The following is a 16,820-nucleotide window of genomic DNA, read 5'->3' on the forward strand; positions in this document are numbered from 1 at the left end:
TGCACCGCTACCCCGTCAGGAACGGGGACGGCGGGGGAATCCTCAGTATCGAGGCGCGGGATTACCTCCACATTACGCACCCGGTATGACCTACGGCACGTCCCCTCCCCGTGGATGCCCCTGCGGGCTTCGCGCGTGACGATGTGGTGGATACTCGCTCCTCGTTGCCCGCGCAACACCCGGCGCAACGGCTCAGCAGAACCGCTCGGCAGAACGGCATAGGAGAACCTCGCATGACCGGCACCCAGGTGGATCCTCCGGATACCGCCGTCGCATCCCCGGACCGGCGCCGCTGGCGCGGCTGGCTGCTCGACGGGCTCAGCGAGCGTTCCGCCCGCCACCCCGGGCCCCACGGCACCCCGCCGGCCGAGCACAAGGGCCACCGCTGGTGGCGGGTCATGTGCCTGACCGGCGTCGACTACTTCTCCACGCTCGGCTACCAGCCCGGCATCGCGGCGCTCGCCGCCGGGCTGCTCTCGCCGCTGGCGACACTGGTGCTGATCGCGCTGACGCTCGGCGGCGCGCTGCCGGTGTACCGGCGGGTCGCGAAGGAGTCGCCGAACGGCGAGGGCTCGATCGCCATGCTGGAGCGGCTGCTGCCCTGGTGGGCGGGGAAGATCTTCGTCCTGGTGCTGCTCGGCTTCGCCGCCACCGACTTCATGATCACGATCACCCTTTCGGCCGCGGACGCCTCCGCGCACGTCGTGGAGAATCCTTTCGCCCCCGGCTTTCTGCACGGCTCCAACCTCTGGATCACCCTCGCGCTCGTCGCGGCGCTCGGTGCGGTCTTCCTCAAGGGGTTCAAGGAGGCCATCGGCATCGCGGTGGCGCTCGTCGGCGTCTATCTCGCGCTGAACCTGGTGGTTCTCTCCACCGCCGTCTGGAAGATCGCCACCGAGCCGGTCGTCATCGGCAACTGGTGGGACGCGATGACCGCCGAGCACTCCTCCCCGCTCGCCATGATCGGGGTGTCCCTGCTCGTCTTCCCGAAGCTCGCGCTCGGCATGTCCGGGTTCGAGACGGGCGTGGCGGTCATGCCGCAGATCCAGGGCGACGCCTCGGACACGTACGACAAGCCCGTCGGCCGCATCCGTGACACCCGCAAGCTGCTGACCACGGCCGCGCTCATCATGAGCGGCTTCCTGCTCGTCTCCAGCCTCGCGACGACCATCCTGATCCCCGAGTCCGAGTTCAAGGCCGGGGGCGACGCCAACGGCCGCGCCCTCGCCTTCCTCGCCCACCAGCACCTGGGCGAGGCCTTCGGGACGGTGTACGACATCTCGACCATCGCCATCCTCTGGTTCGCCGGCGCCTCGGCGACCGCGGGCCTGCTCAACCTCGTACCGCGCTATCTGCCGCGCTACGGCATGGCGCCCGAGTGGACGCGTGCGGTGCGGCCGCTGGTCCTGATCTTCATGGCGATCGCCTTCTTCATCACCTGGTGGTTCGACGCGGACGTCGACGCGCAGAGCGGCGCGTACGCCACCGGTGTTCTGGTTCTGATGCTGTCGGCCTCGTTCGCCTCGACGGTCGCCGTGCACCGGCGCGGCAAGCGGGCCGCCGCCCTCGGCTTCGGGGTGGTCACCGCGGTCTTCGCGTACACGCTGGTCACGAACGTGATCGAGCGGCCGGACGGCATCAAGATCGCGCTCCTTTTCATCGTGGGCATCGTGGTGTCGTCGTTCGCCTCGCGGGTGCACCGCGCCTTCGAGCTGCGGGCGACGGCGGTCACCTTCGACGAGTGCGCCGCCCGGTTCGTGGACGAGGCGGCGCGGAGCGGGCCGCTGCGGATCATCGCCAACGAGCCGCAGGAGCACTCGACGCGGGAGTACCGCGCCAAGGAGTACAGCCAGCGCGAGGAGACCCACATCCCGGACGGCCGGCCCGTGCTGTTCCTGGAGGTGTTCATCCAGAACTCCTCCGACTTCACCACCGAGCTCACCGTCCACGGCGACGAGAAGCACGGGGTGCGGCGGCTGCGCGTCGAGGGCGCGGTCGTGCCCAACACCATCGCGGCCGTGATGATGGAGCTGCGCGACCGGACCGGCGAGGTCCCGCACGCCTACTTCAACTGGACCGAGGGCCACCCGCTCAGCCATCTGCTGCGCTTCCTGGTGTTCGGCGACGGCGAGGTCGCGCCGGTCACCCGCGAGGTGCTGCGCCGGGCCGAGCCCGATCTGCGCCGCCGGCCCCGGGTCCACGTGGGCTGAACATCCCGCATCTCCTTCTGAGAGCCTGTGTCTGAGCCAGCTGTTTTCGGCCGCTACGGCACCCGGCCTGCCGTGAGCCGCACTCCCTCCCCTACCATCTGCGCCCATGGGGGGAGTGCGGCTCACGCGCATCACGCGTCCCGTGGCGCTCCTGAGCGCCATGGCGACGCTGCTCGCCGCGCTCTTCATCTGCCTCGCGGCGGGCGGCGGCGAACACCCGGCCCGCCACCACGGCCCGCTCGCCGACGGGCCCGCGCAGTACACCTGCCCCTACGACCAGGGCGACTGCGGGCTCTTCCCGCACACCGTCCCCGCCGTGCTCACCACGCCCCCGATGGACACGCCGGCCCCGGCCGCGGTCCATGACGTACGCCCGGTGACGCCCCGCGCGGGCGCCGCCCCCGTACGGTTCGGGGCCCGGCCGCGCGCGCCCGACCTGCACGTCCTTCAGGTGCTGCGGACCTAGTCCTACCTGTCTGCCCAGCCCTCAACTCCCCCTCACCAGAAGGACGTTACGGACACATGGCCATTCAGGGCGACCCCAGCACCTCCCGCAAGGCGCATATGGACGAGCTGCGCCGGGTCGAGCAGGCCCGGCAGCGGCGCGGCAGGATCGTGGTGATCTCCTCGGTCACCGCCGCGGTCGTCGCCGTCGCGGGTCTGGTCGGATTCGGCGTGTACGAGTTCGGCAGGTCGAGCGACAGCGGCAGCCAGGCCGGCAAAGCCGATGAGTCACAGACGGAAGCCCAGGCGCAGGGCAGCACCGATGCGAAGGCGCCGATCGCGGGCGAGAAGGACTGGGACGCCACGAAGCTGACCCGCAACCACGTGACCACCAAGGTCAGTTACCCGATGAAGCCGCCGGTGGGCGGCGACCACGACCAGGTGTGGATGAACTGCGGCGGCGACGTATACGCGAAGCAGGTCCCGGACATGAACGCCGTGCACTCGCTGGAGCACGGCGCGGTCTGGGTGACGTACACCGACAAGGCGTCCGCCGCCGATGTGAAGAAGCTCGCCGACAAGGTGTCGAGGACGCAGTACGCGCTGATGAGCCCGTACAAGGACCAGGCCGGGGCGATCACGCTGAGCGCCTGGGGCAAGCAGGTCACCGTGAACGGGGCGGACGATCCCCGGGTGAACCAGTTCTTCACCAAGTACGTGCAGGGCCCCCAGACGCCCGAGCCGGGTGCCCCGTGCACGGGCGGGCTGGGAGAGTGATCCGCCGGTACTGGGGGCTCGCCGCGGCGCTCGCGCTCGCGATGGTGTTCGCGGCGGCCGCGGTGCTCGTCTCCTCCGGCGGCGACCGCGCCACCGCCGAGGCCAAGTCCCCCGCGCCCACGGCGGCTTCGGCGGACGCGGGCTTCGCGCGCGACATGTCGGTGCACCACCAGCAGGCGGTGCAGATGTCGTTCATCGTGCGCGACCGCACCTCGGACGAGGAGGTGCGGCGCCTCGCCTACGACATCGCCAACACCCAGGCCAACCAGCGCGGCATGATGCTCGGCTGGCTGGACCTGTGGGGGCTGCCGAAGAACGAGGCGTCCCGGCTGCCGATGGCGTGGATGGGCATGGGCATGCAACCGGGCGCCGACGGCGCGCTGATGCCGGGCATGGCCACCAACACCGACCTGGACAAGCTGCGAAGGCTCAGCGGCAAGGACGCCGAGGTGCTCTACCTCCAGCTGATGACCGAGCACCACAAGGGCGGCATCCACATGGCTCAGGGCTGCGTCGAGCGCTGCACGGTGGGACCGGAGAAGCGGTTGGCGCAGGGCATGGTCGACGCGCAGCGGTCGGAAATCGACTTGATGGCACAAATGCTGCAGAAAAGGGGTACTACGGCACGTACCGACTGACGACCCAACTGGCCGTCAGTAAACGCTCTTTGGCGTTTCTTGGCGATCACATGCCCCCCGCATGAACTGTTCCTGACAAGAGTGACGCATTACGTGCGCGCATCAGACAGCGCACGTACAGCATGCGAAGACCTCACGCAGGGGGTTACATGAGAACCAGCCGCGCCAGGCGGCGCGCCGGTGTGAGCATGGCAGCGACACTGCCTTTGCTCGCCGGCGCGCTCGCCCTCGGCATACCGTCCGCCCAGGCGGCCGACCCGGTCCCGAGCGGACGGGCGGCCCTCGCGGGCACCCAGCCCGTCTGGGCCACCGGCTCCGCCGACCAGGGCGCCACCGCCGCATCGACCAGCGTCAACGCCCGGGTCTACCTCGCCGGGCGGGACGCGAAGGGCCTCGACGCGTACGCCGCAGCCGTGTCCGACCCGCAGAACGCGTCGTACGGCAAGTACCTCAGCGCCGACCAGGCGCAGCAGCGCTTCGGCGCGACCCAGGAGCAGATCGACGCGGTCACCAAGTGGCTGAAGTCGTCCGGACTGACCATCACGGGCTCCACCCAGCACTACATATCGGTGTCCGGTGACGTTGCCGCAGCGCAGAAGGCGTTCGCCACGCAGCTGCACAACTACCGCAAGGGCAACCGGACTTACCACGCCCCGTCCAAGGCCGCGTCCGCGCCGAACGCGCTCGCGGGCGCCGTTCTGACGGTCACCGGACTGGACAACGCGCCGCACCAGTCGACGCACGAGGACACCCTGCCGGGCCCGGGTGACGGCTTCCGCAACGCGGGTCCGTTCTCCACGTACTACGGCCAGAACATCGCCAAGACGCTGCCGGACGCGTACGGCACGAAGGTTCCGTACGCCGTGCACGGCTACACCGGCCAGCAGCTGCGGGCCGCGTACGGCGCGGGCAAGTACACCGGCAAGGGCGTGACCGTCGCGATCACCGACGCGTACGCCTCGCCGACCATGGCGTCGGACGCGGCGACATACGCGAAGCGCAACGGTGACAAGGCCTACAAGAAGGGCCAGTACACCGAGGTCCTCCCGGCGGCGTACAACAGTGTGGACTCCTGCAAGGCGTCCGGCTGGTACGGCGAGGAGTCCCTGGACGTCGAGGCCGTGCACGCGGTCGCGCCCGACGCGAACATCGTGTACGTGGGCGGCGCGTCCTGCAACGACCCGGATCTGCTCGACGCCCTCAACAAGGTCGTCGACAAGCGGCTCGCCGACATCGTCTCCAACTCGTGGGGCGACATCGAGGCCAACGAGACCCCGGACATCGCGGCGGCGTACGACCAGACGTTCAAGCTCGGCGCGATCGAGGGCATCGGCTTCTACTTCTCCTCCGGCGACAACGGCGACGAGGTCGCCAACACCGGCAAGAAGCAGGTCGACACCCCGGCCAACTCGGCCTGGGTGACGGCGGTCGGCGGCACCTCGCTGGCGGTCGGCAAGAACGACAAGTACCAGTTCGAGACCGGCTGGGGCACCGAGAAGGCCGCCCTCTCCGCGGACGGCAAGAGCTGGGTGAACTTCCCGGGCGCCTACACCGGCGGCGCGGGCGGCGGCACCAGCTCCACCGTGAAGCAGCCGTTCTACCAGCACGGCATCGTTCCGGACGCGCTGGCGAAGGCGAACGGCGCGACCCGGATGCGTACGGTTCCGGACATCGCGGCCGTGGCCGACCCCAACACCGGCTTCCTGGTCGGCCAGACGCAGACCTGGCCCGACAAGTCGGTGAAGTACGACGAGTACCGCATCGGCGGTACGTCCCTGGCCGCCCCGGTCATCGCGGGCGTCCAGGCGCTGGCCCAGCAGGCGCGCCACTTCCCGATCGGGTTCGCGAACCCGTCGATCTACGCGCGCTACGACTCGCCGCTCTACCACGACGTGACGGACCACCCGCTGGGTGCGAAGCGTGACCTCGCGGTCGCGCGGGTCGACTTCGCCAACGCCGTGGACGCGTCGGGCGGTCTGCTGACGTCGGTCCGCTCGCTCGGCAAGGACAGCTCGCTGTCCGCGACGAAGGGGTACGACGACGTGACGGGCGTGGGTTCGCCCGCCCCCGGTTACGTGGCGTCGTACGGCTTCCCGTTCCGCCGCTGACCCCTTCACCGGGGTTCCGCCCCGCCCTCGGCCAGGTGCTGGCCGGGGGCGGGGTTTTGCGTTCCCCGCCCCGCCGGCCCGTCGGTCGTCCCGGGGCTCCGCCCCAGGGTGCCGACTATCCCGGGCGTACCGCGGCGGCCACCGCCTCGGGCGCGTCCAGCATCACCAAGTGGCCCGCGCCCTTCGCCAGTTGGAAGCTCGCGCCCAGCGTCGCCGCCAAGGCGCGCTGGCGGTGGATCCAGGCCGCACCCCCGGCACCCCCCGCCAGCACGACAGCCGGAACCCCCAAAAGCCCCAACCGGCCCCGCAGCACGAGGAGTTCCGCCGCCACCGCCCCGTACGCCGCGTTCTCCAGGACCATCCCCCGCAGCACCCGCGAGGTGCCGTAGCAGCGCCGTACCGCGTCGCGCGGGGCCGGATCGCCGCCGCCCGTCCGGGACGCGCGGACCGTGGCCCGGCGGATCGCGGGGCCGAGCGCGGCGGGGGCGCCCGCGCCGCACAGCACCGCGGCCACCGCCCGCGCGAAGGCGAGCCGCAGCCCCGGGGCGGCCGGAGGGCGCGCGGCCTCCTCGATGCTGGAGTCGACCAGGACAAGGCCCGCCGTACGGGCCGGGTACAGCCGCGCGAAAGCCTCCGCGTGGAACCCCGCGATGGAGTGGCCGACCACCGTCACGGGACCGGGCGCGCCCAGCGCGTCAAGCAGCCCCGCGATCCGGTGCGCCTCCCCCGCGGCGGTCGGCGCCGCCACGGCCGGCCCGGACAGACCGTGCCCGGGCCGGTCGAAGCGTACGACCGTGTGGTCCGGGGTGAGCAGCGGTACCACCGGGTCCCAGTCGAACCAGCTCATGCCGAGCCCCGCACTGAGCACCACCAGCGGCCCGGCCCCCTCGACCACGACGTGGTGTGCCACCCCGCCGACCCTCAGGAAGGTCATTCCCGCCCCTCTCTCCCCACCGAAACCGCCAGCACCCCCACCCAGACCGCCACCACCAGGACCTGAAGACGCTGGCCCGCGCCCAGGGCCCAGGTGCCCCGGCCCGCCTGGAAGGCCGCCACCGACACCAACGTCCATGCCGTGGCGGCCAGTTCGAGCGCCACCAGCGCCGGGCCGAGGCGGGCCGCGAGCAGGGGCCACCAGCCGTAGCGGCGGGCGGCCGCCGTCAGGGCCACCACGCCCGCCAGCGCTCCCAGCATCGCCAGGCTGCTGCTCACCGCGTGCGCTGTGTGCGTCGCCGGGACGAGGCCCGCCGTTTCGCGGGCCGCGCACACCGGGTCGGCGGTCGGGGTGCAGCTCAGCGGGAGGCGGGAGTCGACCGCCGTGGCCGCGCCGAAGAGCGCGAGGCCCGACCAGCCCGCCAGCGACCAGCGGCGCCGGTCGCAGCGCCAGAGCGCGCACACCGCGGCGGCCAGGACGAGGAGGCCCGCCGTCAGGTCGGTGGCGCGGAAGAGGCCACCCAACGGCTGGTCGGCCGCGGCGAGTTCACTCACGTACGCCTGGATCGGGTCGAGGCCGGTCTGGAAGACGAGCTCAAGGACCCAGGCGGTGTACGCCAGGGCGCCGAGCGCGAGCAGGACGGCCACGGGCCGGGTTCGCACACCGCTGCGGGACATAGTGGTGCCAATGTTACGGGGGCGTCCGTGGTTACTGATGGTCCGGATGCACCCACCCCGGCTTGCGGAACTTCAGGAAGGCGAGCGGCGCGAGGACGCCGAGCGCGAGCAGGCCGCCGCCGACGATCAGCAGATAGCGCCAGAGCGGCTGGTTGCCGAACTGGTCCGGCGGTACGAACCCGATGAACAGCGCGGCCACCGACGCCGCGAACCCGATGCCCGCGACCCACGCGACCGCGGGCACCCGGAACCCCCGCTCCACCTCGGGCCGGGTTGTGCGCAGCCTGACCACCGCCACGAACATCAGCAGGTAGGCGATGAGATAGATCTGGACGGTGATGACGGAGAACATCCAGTACGCGCTCGACACGTCGCCGCTGAAGGCGTACAGGATGCCGATCAGGGTGGTGATGACGCCCTGCGCGACCATGATGTTCCGCGGGGTGCCGTACTTGTTCAACCGCTGGAACACCGGCGGCAGATAGCCCTCCTGGCGCGACAGCATCACAAGGCCCTTGGCCGGTCCCGCGAGCCAGGTCAGCATGCCGCCGAGCGCGGCCGCCACCAGCATCACGCCGACCACCTTGGTCATCCAGCCGATGTGGAAGTGGTCGAAGAATGCCTGGAAGGCCTGCATCAGACCGGCCGTCAGGCTCAGCTCCGACGACGGGATGACCCAGGAGATCGCCAGGGCCGGGAGGACGAAGATCAGCAGCACCAGTCCGGTCGCCAGGAACATCGACTTCGGGTACTCGCGTTTGGGGTCGCGCAGCGAGGACACGTGGACGCCGTTCATCTCCATGCCCGCGTACGACAGGAAGTTGTTGACGATCAGGACCAGGCTGGCGAGCCCCGTCCACGGCGGCAGCCAGTGCGTGGCGCTCATGGGCGCCGCCGACGAGTTGCCCTGGCCGAGGAAGACGAAGCCGAGGGCGACCAGGACCACGCCGGGGATGAGCGTGCCGATGACGAGCCCCATGGAGCTCAGCCCGGCGACCGTCTTCGTGCCGCGCGAGGAGATCCACACGCCGGTCCAGTAGATGACGACGATGACGACGGCGACGTACGGCCCGTTCTCGGCCAGCCTCGGGTTGATGACGTACGCGAAGGTCGAGGCGACGTACGCGAGCAGGCTCGGGTAGTACGCGATCGTCATGGCGAACTGGCACCAGACCGCGAGGAAGCCGAGCGGTTTGCCCAGCGCCTCGCTCACCCAGCGGTAGATGCCGCCGGTCCAGCCGGAGGCCAGTTCCGCGCCGACCAGCGCGGTCGGGAGCAGGAAGACGACGGCCGGCAGGAGATAGAGGAAGATCGCGGCCAGGCCGTAGATGGCCATGGATGGGGAGGGGCGCAGGCTCGCGACGGATGCCGTCGTCATCAGGCCCAGCGTCACCCAGGAGACGAACTGCCGTTTTGTCCCTTCGTCCGCGACGAGTTCTTCATCGGAGGCATCCGTGGTCGTCATGCGCCCATCCTCGGCTCGGCGGCGGACTCCCGCACGTCGGGCCGTAGGGTGATCCGAAAAAATGAATCACCGAAGGACTCTCCATGACCGTGCCCGTCAACTCCCCCGGCCAGCCGCAGTGGGGGCCGCCGCCCCCCGGCCGTCCGGACCCGCCGCAGGCCCCCGCGCAGCAGGCCCGTAACGGTCTCGGCGCCGCCTCGCTGGTCCTCGGCGTCGTCGGGGTGGCCTTCGGCCTCGTGCCCTTCCTGTTCTGGCTGTCGGGCGTGCTCGGAGTTCTCGCCGTGATCCTCGGGCTCGTGGGGCACGGGCGGGCGCGCAAGGGGCGGGCCACCAACAAGGGCGTGCCGCTGGCGGGGGCCGTCCTCGGGGGCATCGCGACCGTGCTGGGGATCGTCGGGCTGCTGCTCACCGTCGTGTTCGTGAAGGACGCCGCCAAGGGCCCGGGCGGCAACATAGCCACCGCGCCGTCGGGTGCCGCTTCCTCCCCCGCTTCCTCCCCCGCTTCGTCCTCCGCGCCGGGCTCGAAGCCGTCGCCGAGCGCCTCGCCCGCCCAGAAGCCGCAGCCGTTCGGGGCGACGCACACCTACCCGGACGGCGTGAAGGTCACCGTCTCCAAGCCGGCCCCGTACGCGCCGGACGCGTCCGCCGCGGGCCACCGCAAGGGCAACCGGGCGATCCGGTTCACCGTCACCATCGTCAACGACAGCGACCAGTCCATCGACGTCACCTCCGCCGTTCCGACGGCGCGGAGCGCGGACGGGATCGAGGCCGAGGCGATATACGACGGCGAGCACGCGACGAGCATGTTCGCGGGCGCCCTGGCGCCGGGCAGCCACGCCACCGGCGAGTTCGCCTTCTCGATGCCGCCGGAGTCCAAGACCGTGGACTTCCAGATCGGCCCGCAGACGCTGAAGTACGACGAGACGGTGTGGAGCGGGCCGGTCGTCACCGGAACCGGCTCAGGGACGGGAACCGGCTCAGGTACCGGAAGCGGCACCGACACCGACCCTAGCCCGGTCACCGACTGACCCTGCCGCGGAAGAGCCACGGGCTGGCCCTCCGCCCGGCCCATGGGCGCCCCGAACGGGCGCCCCGTATCGCCGCTCCCCACCCCATCGCGTCGCATTGACGATTACACTGGGCCGCGTGCCTCAACTACGTCTCGCCCTGAATCAGATCGACTCGACCGTCGGAGACATCTCCGGCAACACCGAGGCGATCGTGCACTGGACACGGCACGCCGCCGAGCAGGGGGCGCACCTCGTCGCGTTCCCCGAGATGATGCTGACCGGCTACCCCGTCGAGGACCTGGCCCTCAGATCGTCCTTCGTCGAGGCGTCCCGGCAGGCGCTCGGCGCGCTCGCGGCGCGCCTGGAGCGGGAGGGCTTCGGGGAGATCCCGGTGGTCGTCGGGTACCTGGACCGGTCCCCCGTCGCGAGCCCCCGGCTCGGCCAGCCCGCGGGCGCCCCGCAGAACGCGGCCGCGGTGCTGCACGGCGGCCGGGTCGTGCTGGCCTTCGCCAAGCACCACCTGCCCAACTACGGGGTGTTCGACGAGTTCCGCTACTTCGTGCCGGGCGACACCCTGCCCGTCGTGCGGGTGCACGGCATCGACGTAGCCCTCGCCATCTGCGAGGACCTGTGGCAGGACGGCGGCCGCGTCCCGGCCACCCGCTCCGCCGGCGCCGGCCTGTTGATCTCCATCAACGCCTCGCCGTACGAGCAGAACAAGGACGACTCCCGGCTCGACCTGGTCCGCAAGCGCGCCCAGGAGGCCGGCTGCACGCTCGCGTACGTGGCGACCATCGGCGGCCAGGACGAGCTGGTCTTCGACGGCGACTCGATCGTGGTGGACGCGAGCGGCGAAGTCGTGGCGCGCGCCCCGCAGTTCAGCGAGGGCTCGGTCATCCTCGACCTGGAGCTTCCGGCTGCGGGCCCGGCCCCGTCCGGCGTGGTCGACGACGGTCTGCGCATCGACCACGTGGTGGTCTCCGAGGAGCCGGTCGCGGCGTACGAGCCGGAGCTCACCGGCGGTTACGCCGAGCGGCTCGACGACGACGAGGAGGTCTACTCGGCGCTGGTCGTGGGCCTGCGCGCGTACGCCGCGAAGAACGGCTTCCGGTCCGTCCTGATCGGCCTGTCCGGCGGCATCGACTCGGCGCTCGTCGCCGCGATCGCCTGCGACGCGCTGGGCGCGGCCAACGTCTACGGCGTGTCCATGCCGTCGAAGTACTCCTCGGACCACTCCCGGGGCGACGCGGCCGAACTGGCCCGGCGTACGGGGCTGAACTTCCGTACCGTCCCCATTGAGCCGATGTTCGACGCGTACATGGGCTCGCTCGGCCTGACCGGGCTCGCCGAGGAGAACCTCCAGTCGCGGCTGCGCGGCACCATGCTGATGGCGCTCTCCAACCAGGAGGGCCACATCGTGCTCGCCCCGGGCAACAAGTCCGAGCTGGCGGTGGGGTATTCGACGCTGTACGGCGACTCGGCGGGCGCGTACGGGCCGATCAAGGACCTCTACAAGAGCGCGGTCTTCCGGCTCGCCGAGTGGCGCAACCGGGCGGCGGCCGAGCGTGGCCAGACCCCGCCGATCCCCGAGAACTCCATCACCAAGCCCCCGAGCGCCGAGCTCCGCCCGGGCCAGGTCGACACCGACTCGCTGCCCGACTACCCGGTCCTGGACGCCATCCTGGCCATGTACGTCGACCGGGACCAGGGCGCGGACGCGATCGTGGCGGCCGGGTACGACCCGGAGCTGGTGGGGAAGACGCTGCGGATGGTGGACACGGCGGAGTACAAGCGGCGGCAGTACCCGCCGGGTACGAAGATCTCGGCGAAGGGGTTCGGGAAGGATCGGCGCCTTCCCATTACCAACCGCTGGCGCGAGTCGGGGTGAGGCATGCGGAAGGGGCGCCCTCCTTGAGGAGAGCGCCCCTTCGCGCACATCGGACGGGCTACACCTGGAGCCTTGCCGCGATCGGCAGATGGTCGCTCTTCGTCTCCGGCAGGGTCCACGACGACTTCGGCTCGATGCCCTTGACCATGATCTGGTCGATGCGGGCCATCGGGAACGCGGCCGGCCAGCTGAAGCCGAAGCCGTTGCCCGCGGCGCCCTGGGTGGAGCGCATCTGGGCGGTGATGTTGTTCAGGGAGCGATCGTTCATCGTGCCGTTGAGGTCGCCGAGCAGGACCACCTTCTTGATCGGCTCGGCGGAGATCGCCTCGCCCAGCGTGTAGGCGCTGTTGTCGCGCTGGTTGGCGGTGAACCCGGCGTTCAGCTTGACCCGTACCGAAGGCATGTGGGCGACGTACACCGCGACGTCGCCGGTCGGGGTCTTCACCGTCGAGCGCATCGCGCGCGTCCAGCCCATCTTGATGTCGACGGGCCTGCTGTCGCTCAGCTCGTACTTGGACCACAGGCCCACCGTGCCCTGCACCGAGTAGTACGGGTAGAGGCCGGCCAGCGCCTTCTTGTACGTCTCGACCTTGTCGCCCGGGATCTCCTCCAGGGCCAGCACCTGCGCGCCGGAGGCCGCGACCTGGCGGGCGGTGCCGGCCGGGTCGGGGTTGTCGGCGTTCACGTTGTGGGTGGCCACGACCAGGTTGCCGCCCGAGCCCTGCTTGTCGGTGAGGAGCCCGCCGAACACGTTGAGCCAGACGATCACCGGGAGCAGCAGCGCGATCAGCGCGGTCGCCGAGCGGCGCCACAGCGCGAGCCCGAGCAGCACCGGGAGGAACACGCCGAGCCACGGCAGGAACGTTTCCGAGAGCGAGCCGAGGTTGCCGACCGAGTTGGGGATCCGCGCGTGCAGGAGCATCACCAGGGCGATCAGTACGGAGAGCCCCGCGAGGACCAGGCCGCGGCGCCAGATGCCGGGATCGTCGCGCCAGCCGTCGACCAGGCGCCGGAACCAGGACCCGGTGCGCTCGCCCTCCGCGCTGCCGTCGCCCGTCTCCGTCAAGTACGCCCGCGCCATACCGCTGTCCTCACTGCTGTTTCCGCACACCGTCCCCGCTGTTCGACCCTAGGCGAAAACGGGTGGGATTCCCTGCCGTCGTAGCTCTCGTACGACATCCGTACGCCCCGCAGGACGACCGGGCGCGGCAGCGGGTTCCAGGCCAAAGCCCCGACCCGGGGCCCTGTGACACAACGCGCATATTCAACTGGGCGGGCGCAGCCCTTCGAGTACGGCGTCCACGATGCGCTCGGCGAGGTCGGGTCCGGGCAGTTCGGTGCCGGGCCGCAGCATCGTGCGTACCAGCATCGGGGCGACGAAGAGGTCGGCGGCCATTTCGAGGTCGATCCCGGCGCGGAGCTCGCCGTTCTCGACGGCCCGCCGCAGGACCTCGTCGAGGAGCCGGCGGCGGGGGTCGATGACCAGGCTGTGGTACTTGGACCAGAGCTTGGGATAGCTCTGCATCTGCGCGAAGACGTTGTGCAGAAGGGCGGAGGACTGCTTGGCGACGCTGCGCTCGCGCACGTTGTCGACCATGGCGATCAGGTCGTCGCGCAGGGAGTGGCCGGCCAGCGGCGGAGCCGGCGACTGCATCGACTGGACGACCTCGACGAACAGCTCCTCCTTTCCGGCCCAGCGCCGGTAGATGGTGGCCTTGCCGACGCCCGCGGTGCGGGCGATGCGTTCGATGGAGAGGTCGGCGAGCGGGACGCCTTCCTCAAGCAGCTTGATGACGGCTTCCAGGATCTGCCGCTCCGCGGCCTCGGAGCGGGGCCGTCCGCGCCGCGGTTCGCCGTCCTTGTGCTGCTGGTCCATCAGGGTCACGCCCGCTCCGCTTCTTCTCGCCGACCCCCCGATTGTCCCGGAGGCCCGCCCCCTAACTACGGGCGGCCTCGGTGGGCCGGTCCTCGGCCTTGGGTGCCGGGGCCGCGGGCGGCTTCGCGGGCAGGAACAGGGCGACGACGACCGCGCCGAGCAGGGCCACGCCGGCCGAGGCGAACGCGGTGACGTGCATGGCGTGGATGAAGGCGTCGTTGGCCGGGGCGATCAGGGCCTTGCCCGCGGGGCCCATGTGCTCGGCGATGCCGAGGGTCGCCTCGATGGATTCGCCCGCCGCCTTGCGCGCCCCTTCGGGGACCGCCCCGAGGTGGCTCTCGATGTCACCGCGGTAGACGGTGGAGAGCAGCGAGCCGAGCACGGCGACGCCGAGCGCGCCGCCGACCTGCCGGAAGGTGTTGTTGACGGCCGAGCCCGAACCGGCCTTCTCGCGCGGCAGCGACTGCATGATCGAGACGGTGACGGGCGGCATGATGTGCGCCATTCCGGTGCCCTGGACGAAGAAGACGACCTCCATGACCCAGATCGGCGTGTTCACGTCGAACAGGCCGAAGGCCGCGAGGCCGATGGCCACCAGGATGAGTCCGGCGGTGCAGACGGCCCGCGCGCCGAACCGGTCGACGACGAGCCGGGCCCGCGGCGCGAAGATCATCTGGGCGGCGGCGAGCGGCAGGATGAGCAGGCCGGACTGCAGGGCGCTGTAGCCGCGCACGCTCTGCATGTAGAAGACCGAGAAGAAGGTGACGCCCATCAGCGCGAAGAAGGTCAGCGCGATGGCGACGACGGCCGCCGAGAAGGCGGGCTTCTTGAAGTAGCCGATGTCGATGGCGGGGTGGTCGACGCGCTTCTCGTAGAGGACGAAGCCGACCAGGACCGCGACACCGGCGAGGATCGTGGCGAGCACCGTCGTATCGGTGAAGTCCGCCAGCTCGCCGCCGTGGATGATGCCGTACACGAGCAGGACGAGGCCCACGACGGACAGCAGCACGCCCACCGGGTCGAGCTTGCCCGGGTTGGGGTCCTTGGAGTCCGGTACGAGGACGACCATCGCGATCAGGGCGATGATCACGACCGGCACGTTGACCAGGAAGACCGAGCCCCACCAGAAGTGCTGGAGCAGGACGCCGCCGGTGATCGGGCCGATCGCGATGGCGAGGCCGACGCCGCCGGCCCAGATGCCGATCGCCTTGGGCTGCTCCTCGCGCTCGAAGACGTTCATCAGGACGGCGAGGGTGGCGGGCATCACGAAGGCGCCGCCGAGGCCCATCAGGGCGCGGAACGCGATGAGCTGGTCCGGCGAGTTCGAGAACGCGGCCAGCACCGAGCCGAGGCCGAAGACCGTGATGCCGAAGAGCAGGATCTTCTTGCGCCCGAGCCGGTCGCCGAGCAGGCCGGAGGTGAAGAGCAGCCCGGCGAAGACGAGCGTGTAGGCGTTGATCGCCCACTCCAGCTCGCTCTGGGTGGCGCCGAGGCCGGTGGGGGCGGGGCTGGCGATCGTCTTGACGGCGACGTTCAGGATCGAGTTGTCCAGGACGACGATCAGCAGGCTGAGCATCAGGACGGCGAGGATCGCCCAGCGTCGGCGGTGGACGGCTTCGGGTATCCGAGGTGCGGCCGGGACGCCGGACGCGACAGACGTGGTTGACATGCCGTCCAGCCTAAAGCCATTTCGATACGAGACCGTCTCGTATAGCAATGTCTTTACTTTTCGGACACCGGTTCGTGTTCCTGGCCGGATGCGGCTTCCCGGGACACCCACTTCCCGGCAGAGGGCACGGGATGCCACCATGGATGTGGTCCGGAGACGCCGTAAGGGCGCTTCGAGATGACGAACAGGAGCCGTTGCGATGACGCAACAACTTCAGGCTGCCCAGAAGGCACCCGACAGCAGCAATCCCAAGGCGCTGTACGGAGGCAAGGGCACCCGGCGCATCACCGTGCACGACATCGCCGCCGCCAAGGCGCGCGGCGAGAAGTGGCCCATGCTCACCGCCTACGACGCGATGACCGCGTCCGTCTTCGACGAGGCCGGGATCCCGGTACTCCTGGTCGGCGACTCCATGGGCAACTGCCACCTCGGTTACGAGACGACCGTCCCGGTCACCATGGACGAGATCACCCTGCTCTCCGCCGCCGTCGTACGGGGCACCTCGCGTGCCCTCGTCGTCGCCGACCTGCCGTTCGGCTCGTACCAGGAGGGCCCGGTGCAGGCGCTGCGCAGCGCCATGCGCCTGGTCAAGGACGCGGGCGTCGGGGCGGTCAAGCTGGAGGGCGGTGAGCGCAGCCACGAGCAGATCCGGCTGCTCGTCGACTCCGGCATCCCGGTCATGGGTCACATCGGCCTCACCCCGCAGTCCGTGAACACGCTGGGCTACCGGGTGCAGGGCCGGGGCGACGAGGCGGCGCACCAGCTGCTGCGCGACGCCAAGGCGGTGCAGGACGCGGGCGCGTTCGCGATCGTCCTGGAGCTGGTCCCGGCCGAGCTCGCCGCCGAGGTCACGCGCACGCTGCACATCCCGACGGTCGGCATCGGCGCGGGCGCGGAATGCGACGCGCAGGTGCTCGTCTACACCGACATGGTGGGCCTGACCCCCGGGAAGACCCCCCGCTTCACCAAGCAGTACATGAACCTGCGCGAGTCCCTCGGGGACGCCGCGAAGGCCTTCGCGGGCGAGGTCGTCGGCGGGGCGTTCCCGGCCGAGGAGCACACCTTCCACTGAGCCACTGCGGTCACGACGACAGTCCGCCGACTTCCCCCATCGGCGGGCTGTC

Annotated in this window: 14 protein-coding genes; 8 read left to right on the top strand and 6 right to left on the bottom strand. The window is 70.7% G+C overall.

Annotation, left to right across the window (positions count from 1 at the left end; translation table 11 throughout):
- Positions 1–233 precede the first annotated feature (233 nt).
- From ACWC2B_RS00545 to ACWC2B_RS00565, 5 genes are all read left to right on the top strand, one after another.
- A complete protein-coding gene (locus tag ACWC2B_RS00545; RefSeq protein ID WP_450714224.1) occupies positions 234–2,210 on the top strand; it encodes an amino acid transporter in 1,977 nt (658 codons plus the stop codon).
- 106 nt (positions 2,211–2,316) lie between these two features.
- Positions 2,317–2,676 (top strand): hypothetical protein, encoded by a 360-nt coding sequence (locus tag ACWC2B_RS00550; protein WP_450714225.1) that lies wholly within the window; start codon positions 2,317–2,319, stop codon positions 2,674–2,676.
- 56 nt (positions 2,677–2,732) lie between these two features.
- Positions 2,733–3,431 carry a DUF3105 domain-containing protein gene (locus ACWC2B_RS00555; RefSeq protein ID WP_450714226.1) on the top strand — a complete coding sequence of 233 codons (699 nt, stop codon included), beginning with the start codon at positions 2,733–2,735 and terminating at the stop codon, positions 3,429–3,431.
- Complete coding sequence (locus tag ACWC2B_RS00560; protein ID WP_450714227.1) at positions 3,428–4,069, top strand: DUF305 domain-containing protein; 642 nt, start codon at positions 3,428–3,430, stop codon at positions 4,067–4,069. Before ACWC2B_RS00555 ends, ACWC2B_RS00560 begins: the two co-directional genes overlap by 4 nt.
- A 188-nt stretch (positions 4,070–4,257) precedes the next feature.
- A complete protein-coding gene (locus ACWC2B_RS00565) occupies positions 4,258–6,177 on the top strand; it encodes a S53 family peptidase (RefSeq protein ID WP_450714228.1) in 1,920 nt (639 codons plus the stop codon).
- Positions 6,178–6,292: 115 nt separating this feature from the next.
- On the opposite strand, the gene ACWC2B_RS00570 is transcribed toward ACWC2B_RS00565, so the two are convergent.
- The 3 genes from ACWC2B_RS00570 to ACWC2B_RS00580 are packed head-to-tail and all read right to left on the bottom strand — an operon-like array spanning position 6,293 to position 9,253.
- Complete coding sequence (locus tag ACWC2B_RS00570) at positions 6,293–7,111, bottom strand: alpha/beta fold hydrolase (protein ID WP_450714229.1); 819 nt, start codon at positions 7,109–7,111, stop codon at positions 6,293–6,295.
- Positions 7,108–7,788, bottom strand: a complete 681-nt coding sequence (locus ACWC2B_RS00575; RefSeq protein WP_450714230.1) for a DUF998 domain-containing protein — start codon at positions 7,786–7,788, stop codon at positions 7,108–7,110. The genes ACWC2B_RS00570 and ACWC2B_RS00575 overlap by 4 nt, the downstream gene beginning before the upstream one ends.
- A 31-nt stretch (positions 7,789–7,819) precedes the next feature.
- Complete coding sequence (locus ACWC2B_RS00580; protein WP_450714231.1) at positions 7,820–9,253, bottom strand: APC family permease; 1,434 nt, start codon at positions 9,251–9,253, stop codon at positions 7,820–7,822.
- A gap of 83 nt (positions 9,254–9,336) precedes the next feature.
- Between ACWC2B_RS00580 and ACWC2B_RS00585 the strand changes: the two genes are divergently transcribed.
- On the top strand, positions 9,337–10,281 hold the full coding sequence (locus ACWC2B_RS00585; protein WP_450714232.1) for a DUF4190 domain-containing protein: 945 nt from the start codon (positions 9,337–9,339) through the stop codon (positions 10,279–10,281).
- Between the two features lie 118 nt (positions 10,282–10,399).
- Entirely contained in the window at positions 10,400–12,151 is a 1,752-nt protein-coding gene (locus ACWC2B_RS00590; protein WP_450714233.1) for an NAD+ synthase, read from the top strand.
- Positions 12,152–12,209: 58 nt separating this feature from the next.
- Here the strand turns inward: ACWC2B_RS00590 and ACWC2B_RS00595 are convergent, their stop codons facing one another.
- The 3 genes from ACWC2B_RS00595 to ACWC2B_RS00605 form a co-directional block, all read right to left on the bottom strand.
- Positions 12,210–13,232, bottom strand: coding sequence for an endonuclease/exonuclease/phosphatase family protein (locus ACWC2B_RS00595; protein ID WP_450714234.1), 1,023 nt, complete (start codon positions 13,230–13,232; stop codon positions 12,210–12,212).
- 183 nt (positions 13,233–13,415) lie between these two features.
- Positions 13,416–14,027, bottom strand: coding sequence for a TetR/AcrR family transcriptional regulator (locus ACWC2B_RS00600; protein WP_450714528.1), 612 nt, complete (start codon positions 14,025–14,027; stop codon positions 13,416–13,418).
- Between the two features lie 61 nt (positions 14,028–14,088).
- Positions 14,089–15,696, bottom strand: coding sequence for an MFS transporter (locus tag ACWC2B_RS00605; protein ID WP_450714235.1), 1,608 nt, complete (start codon positions 15,694–15,696; stop codon positions 14,089–14,091).
- A gap of 199 nt (positions 15,697–15,895) precedes the next feature.
- Between ACWC2B_RS00605 and panB the strand changes: the two genes are divergently transcribed.
- Positions 15,896–16,768, top strand: coding sequence for a 3-methyl-2-oxobutanoate hydroxymethyltransferase (gene panB, locus ACWC2B_RS00610; protein ID WP_450714236.1), 873 nt, complete (start codon positions 15,896–15,898; stop codon positions 16,766–16,768).
- Positions 16,769–16,820 lie beyond the last annotated feature (52 nt).

The sequence above is a fragment of the Streptomyces sp. NPDC001415 genome (genome assembly GCF_053597395.1).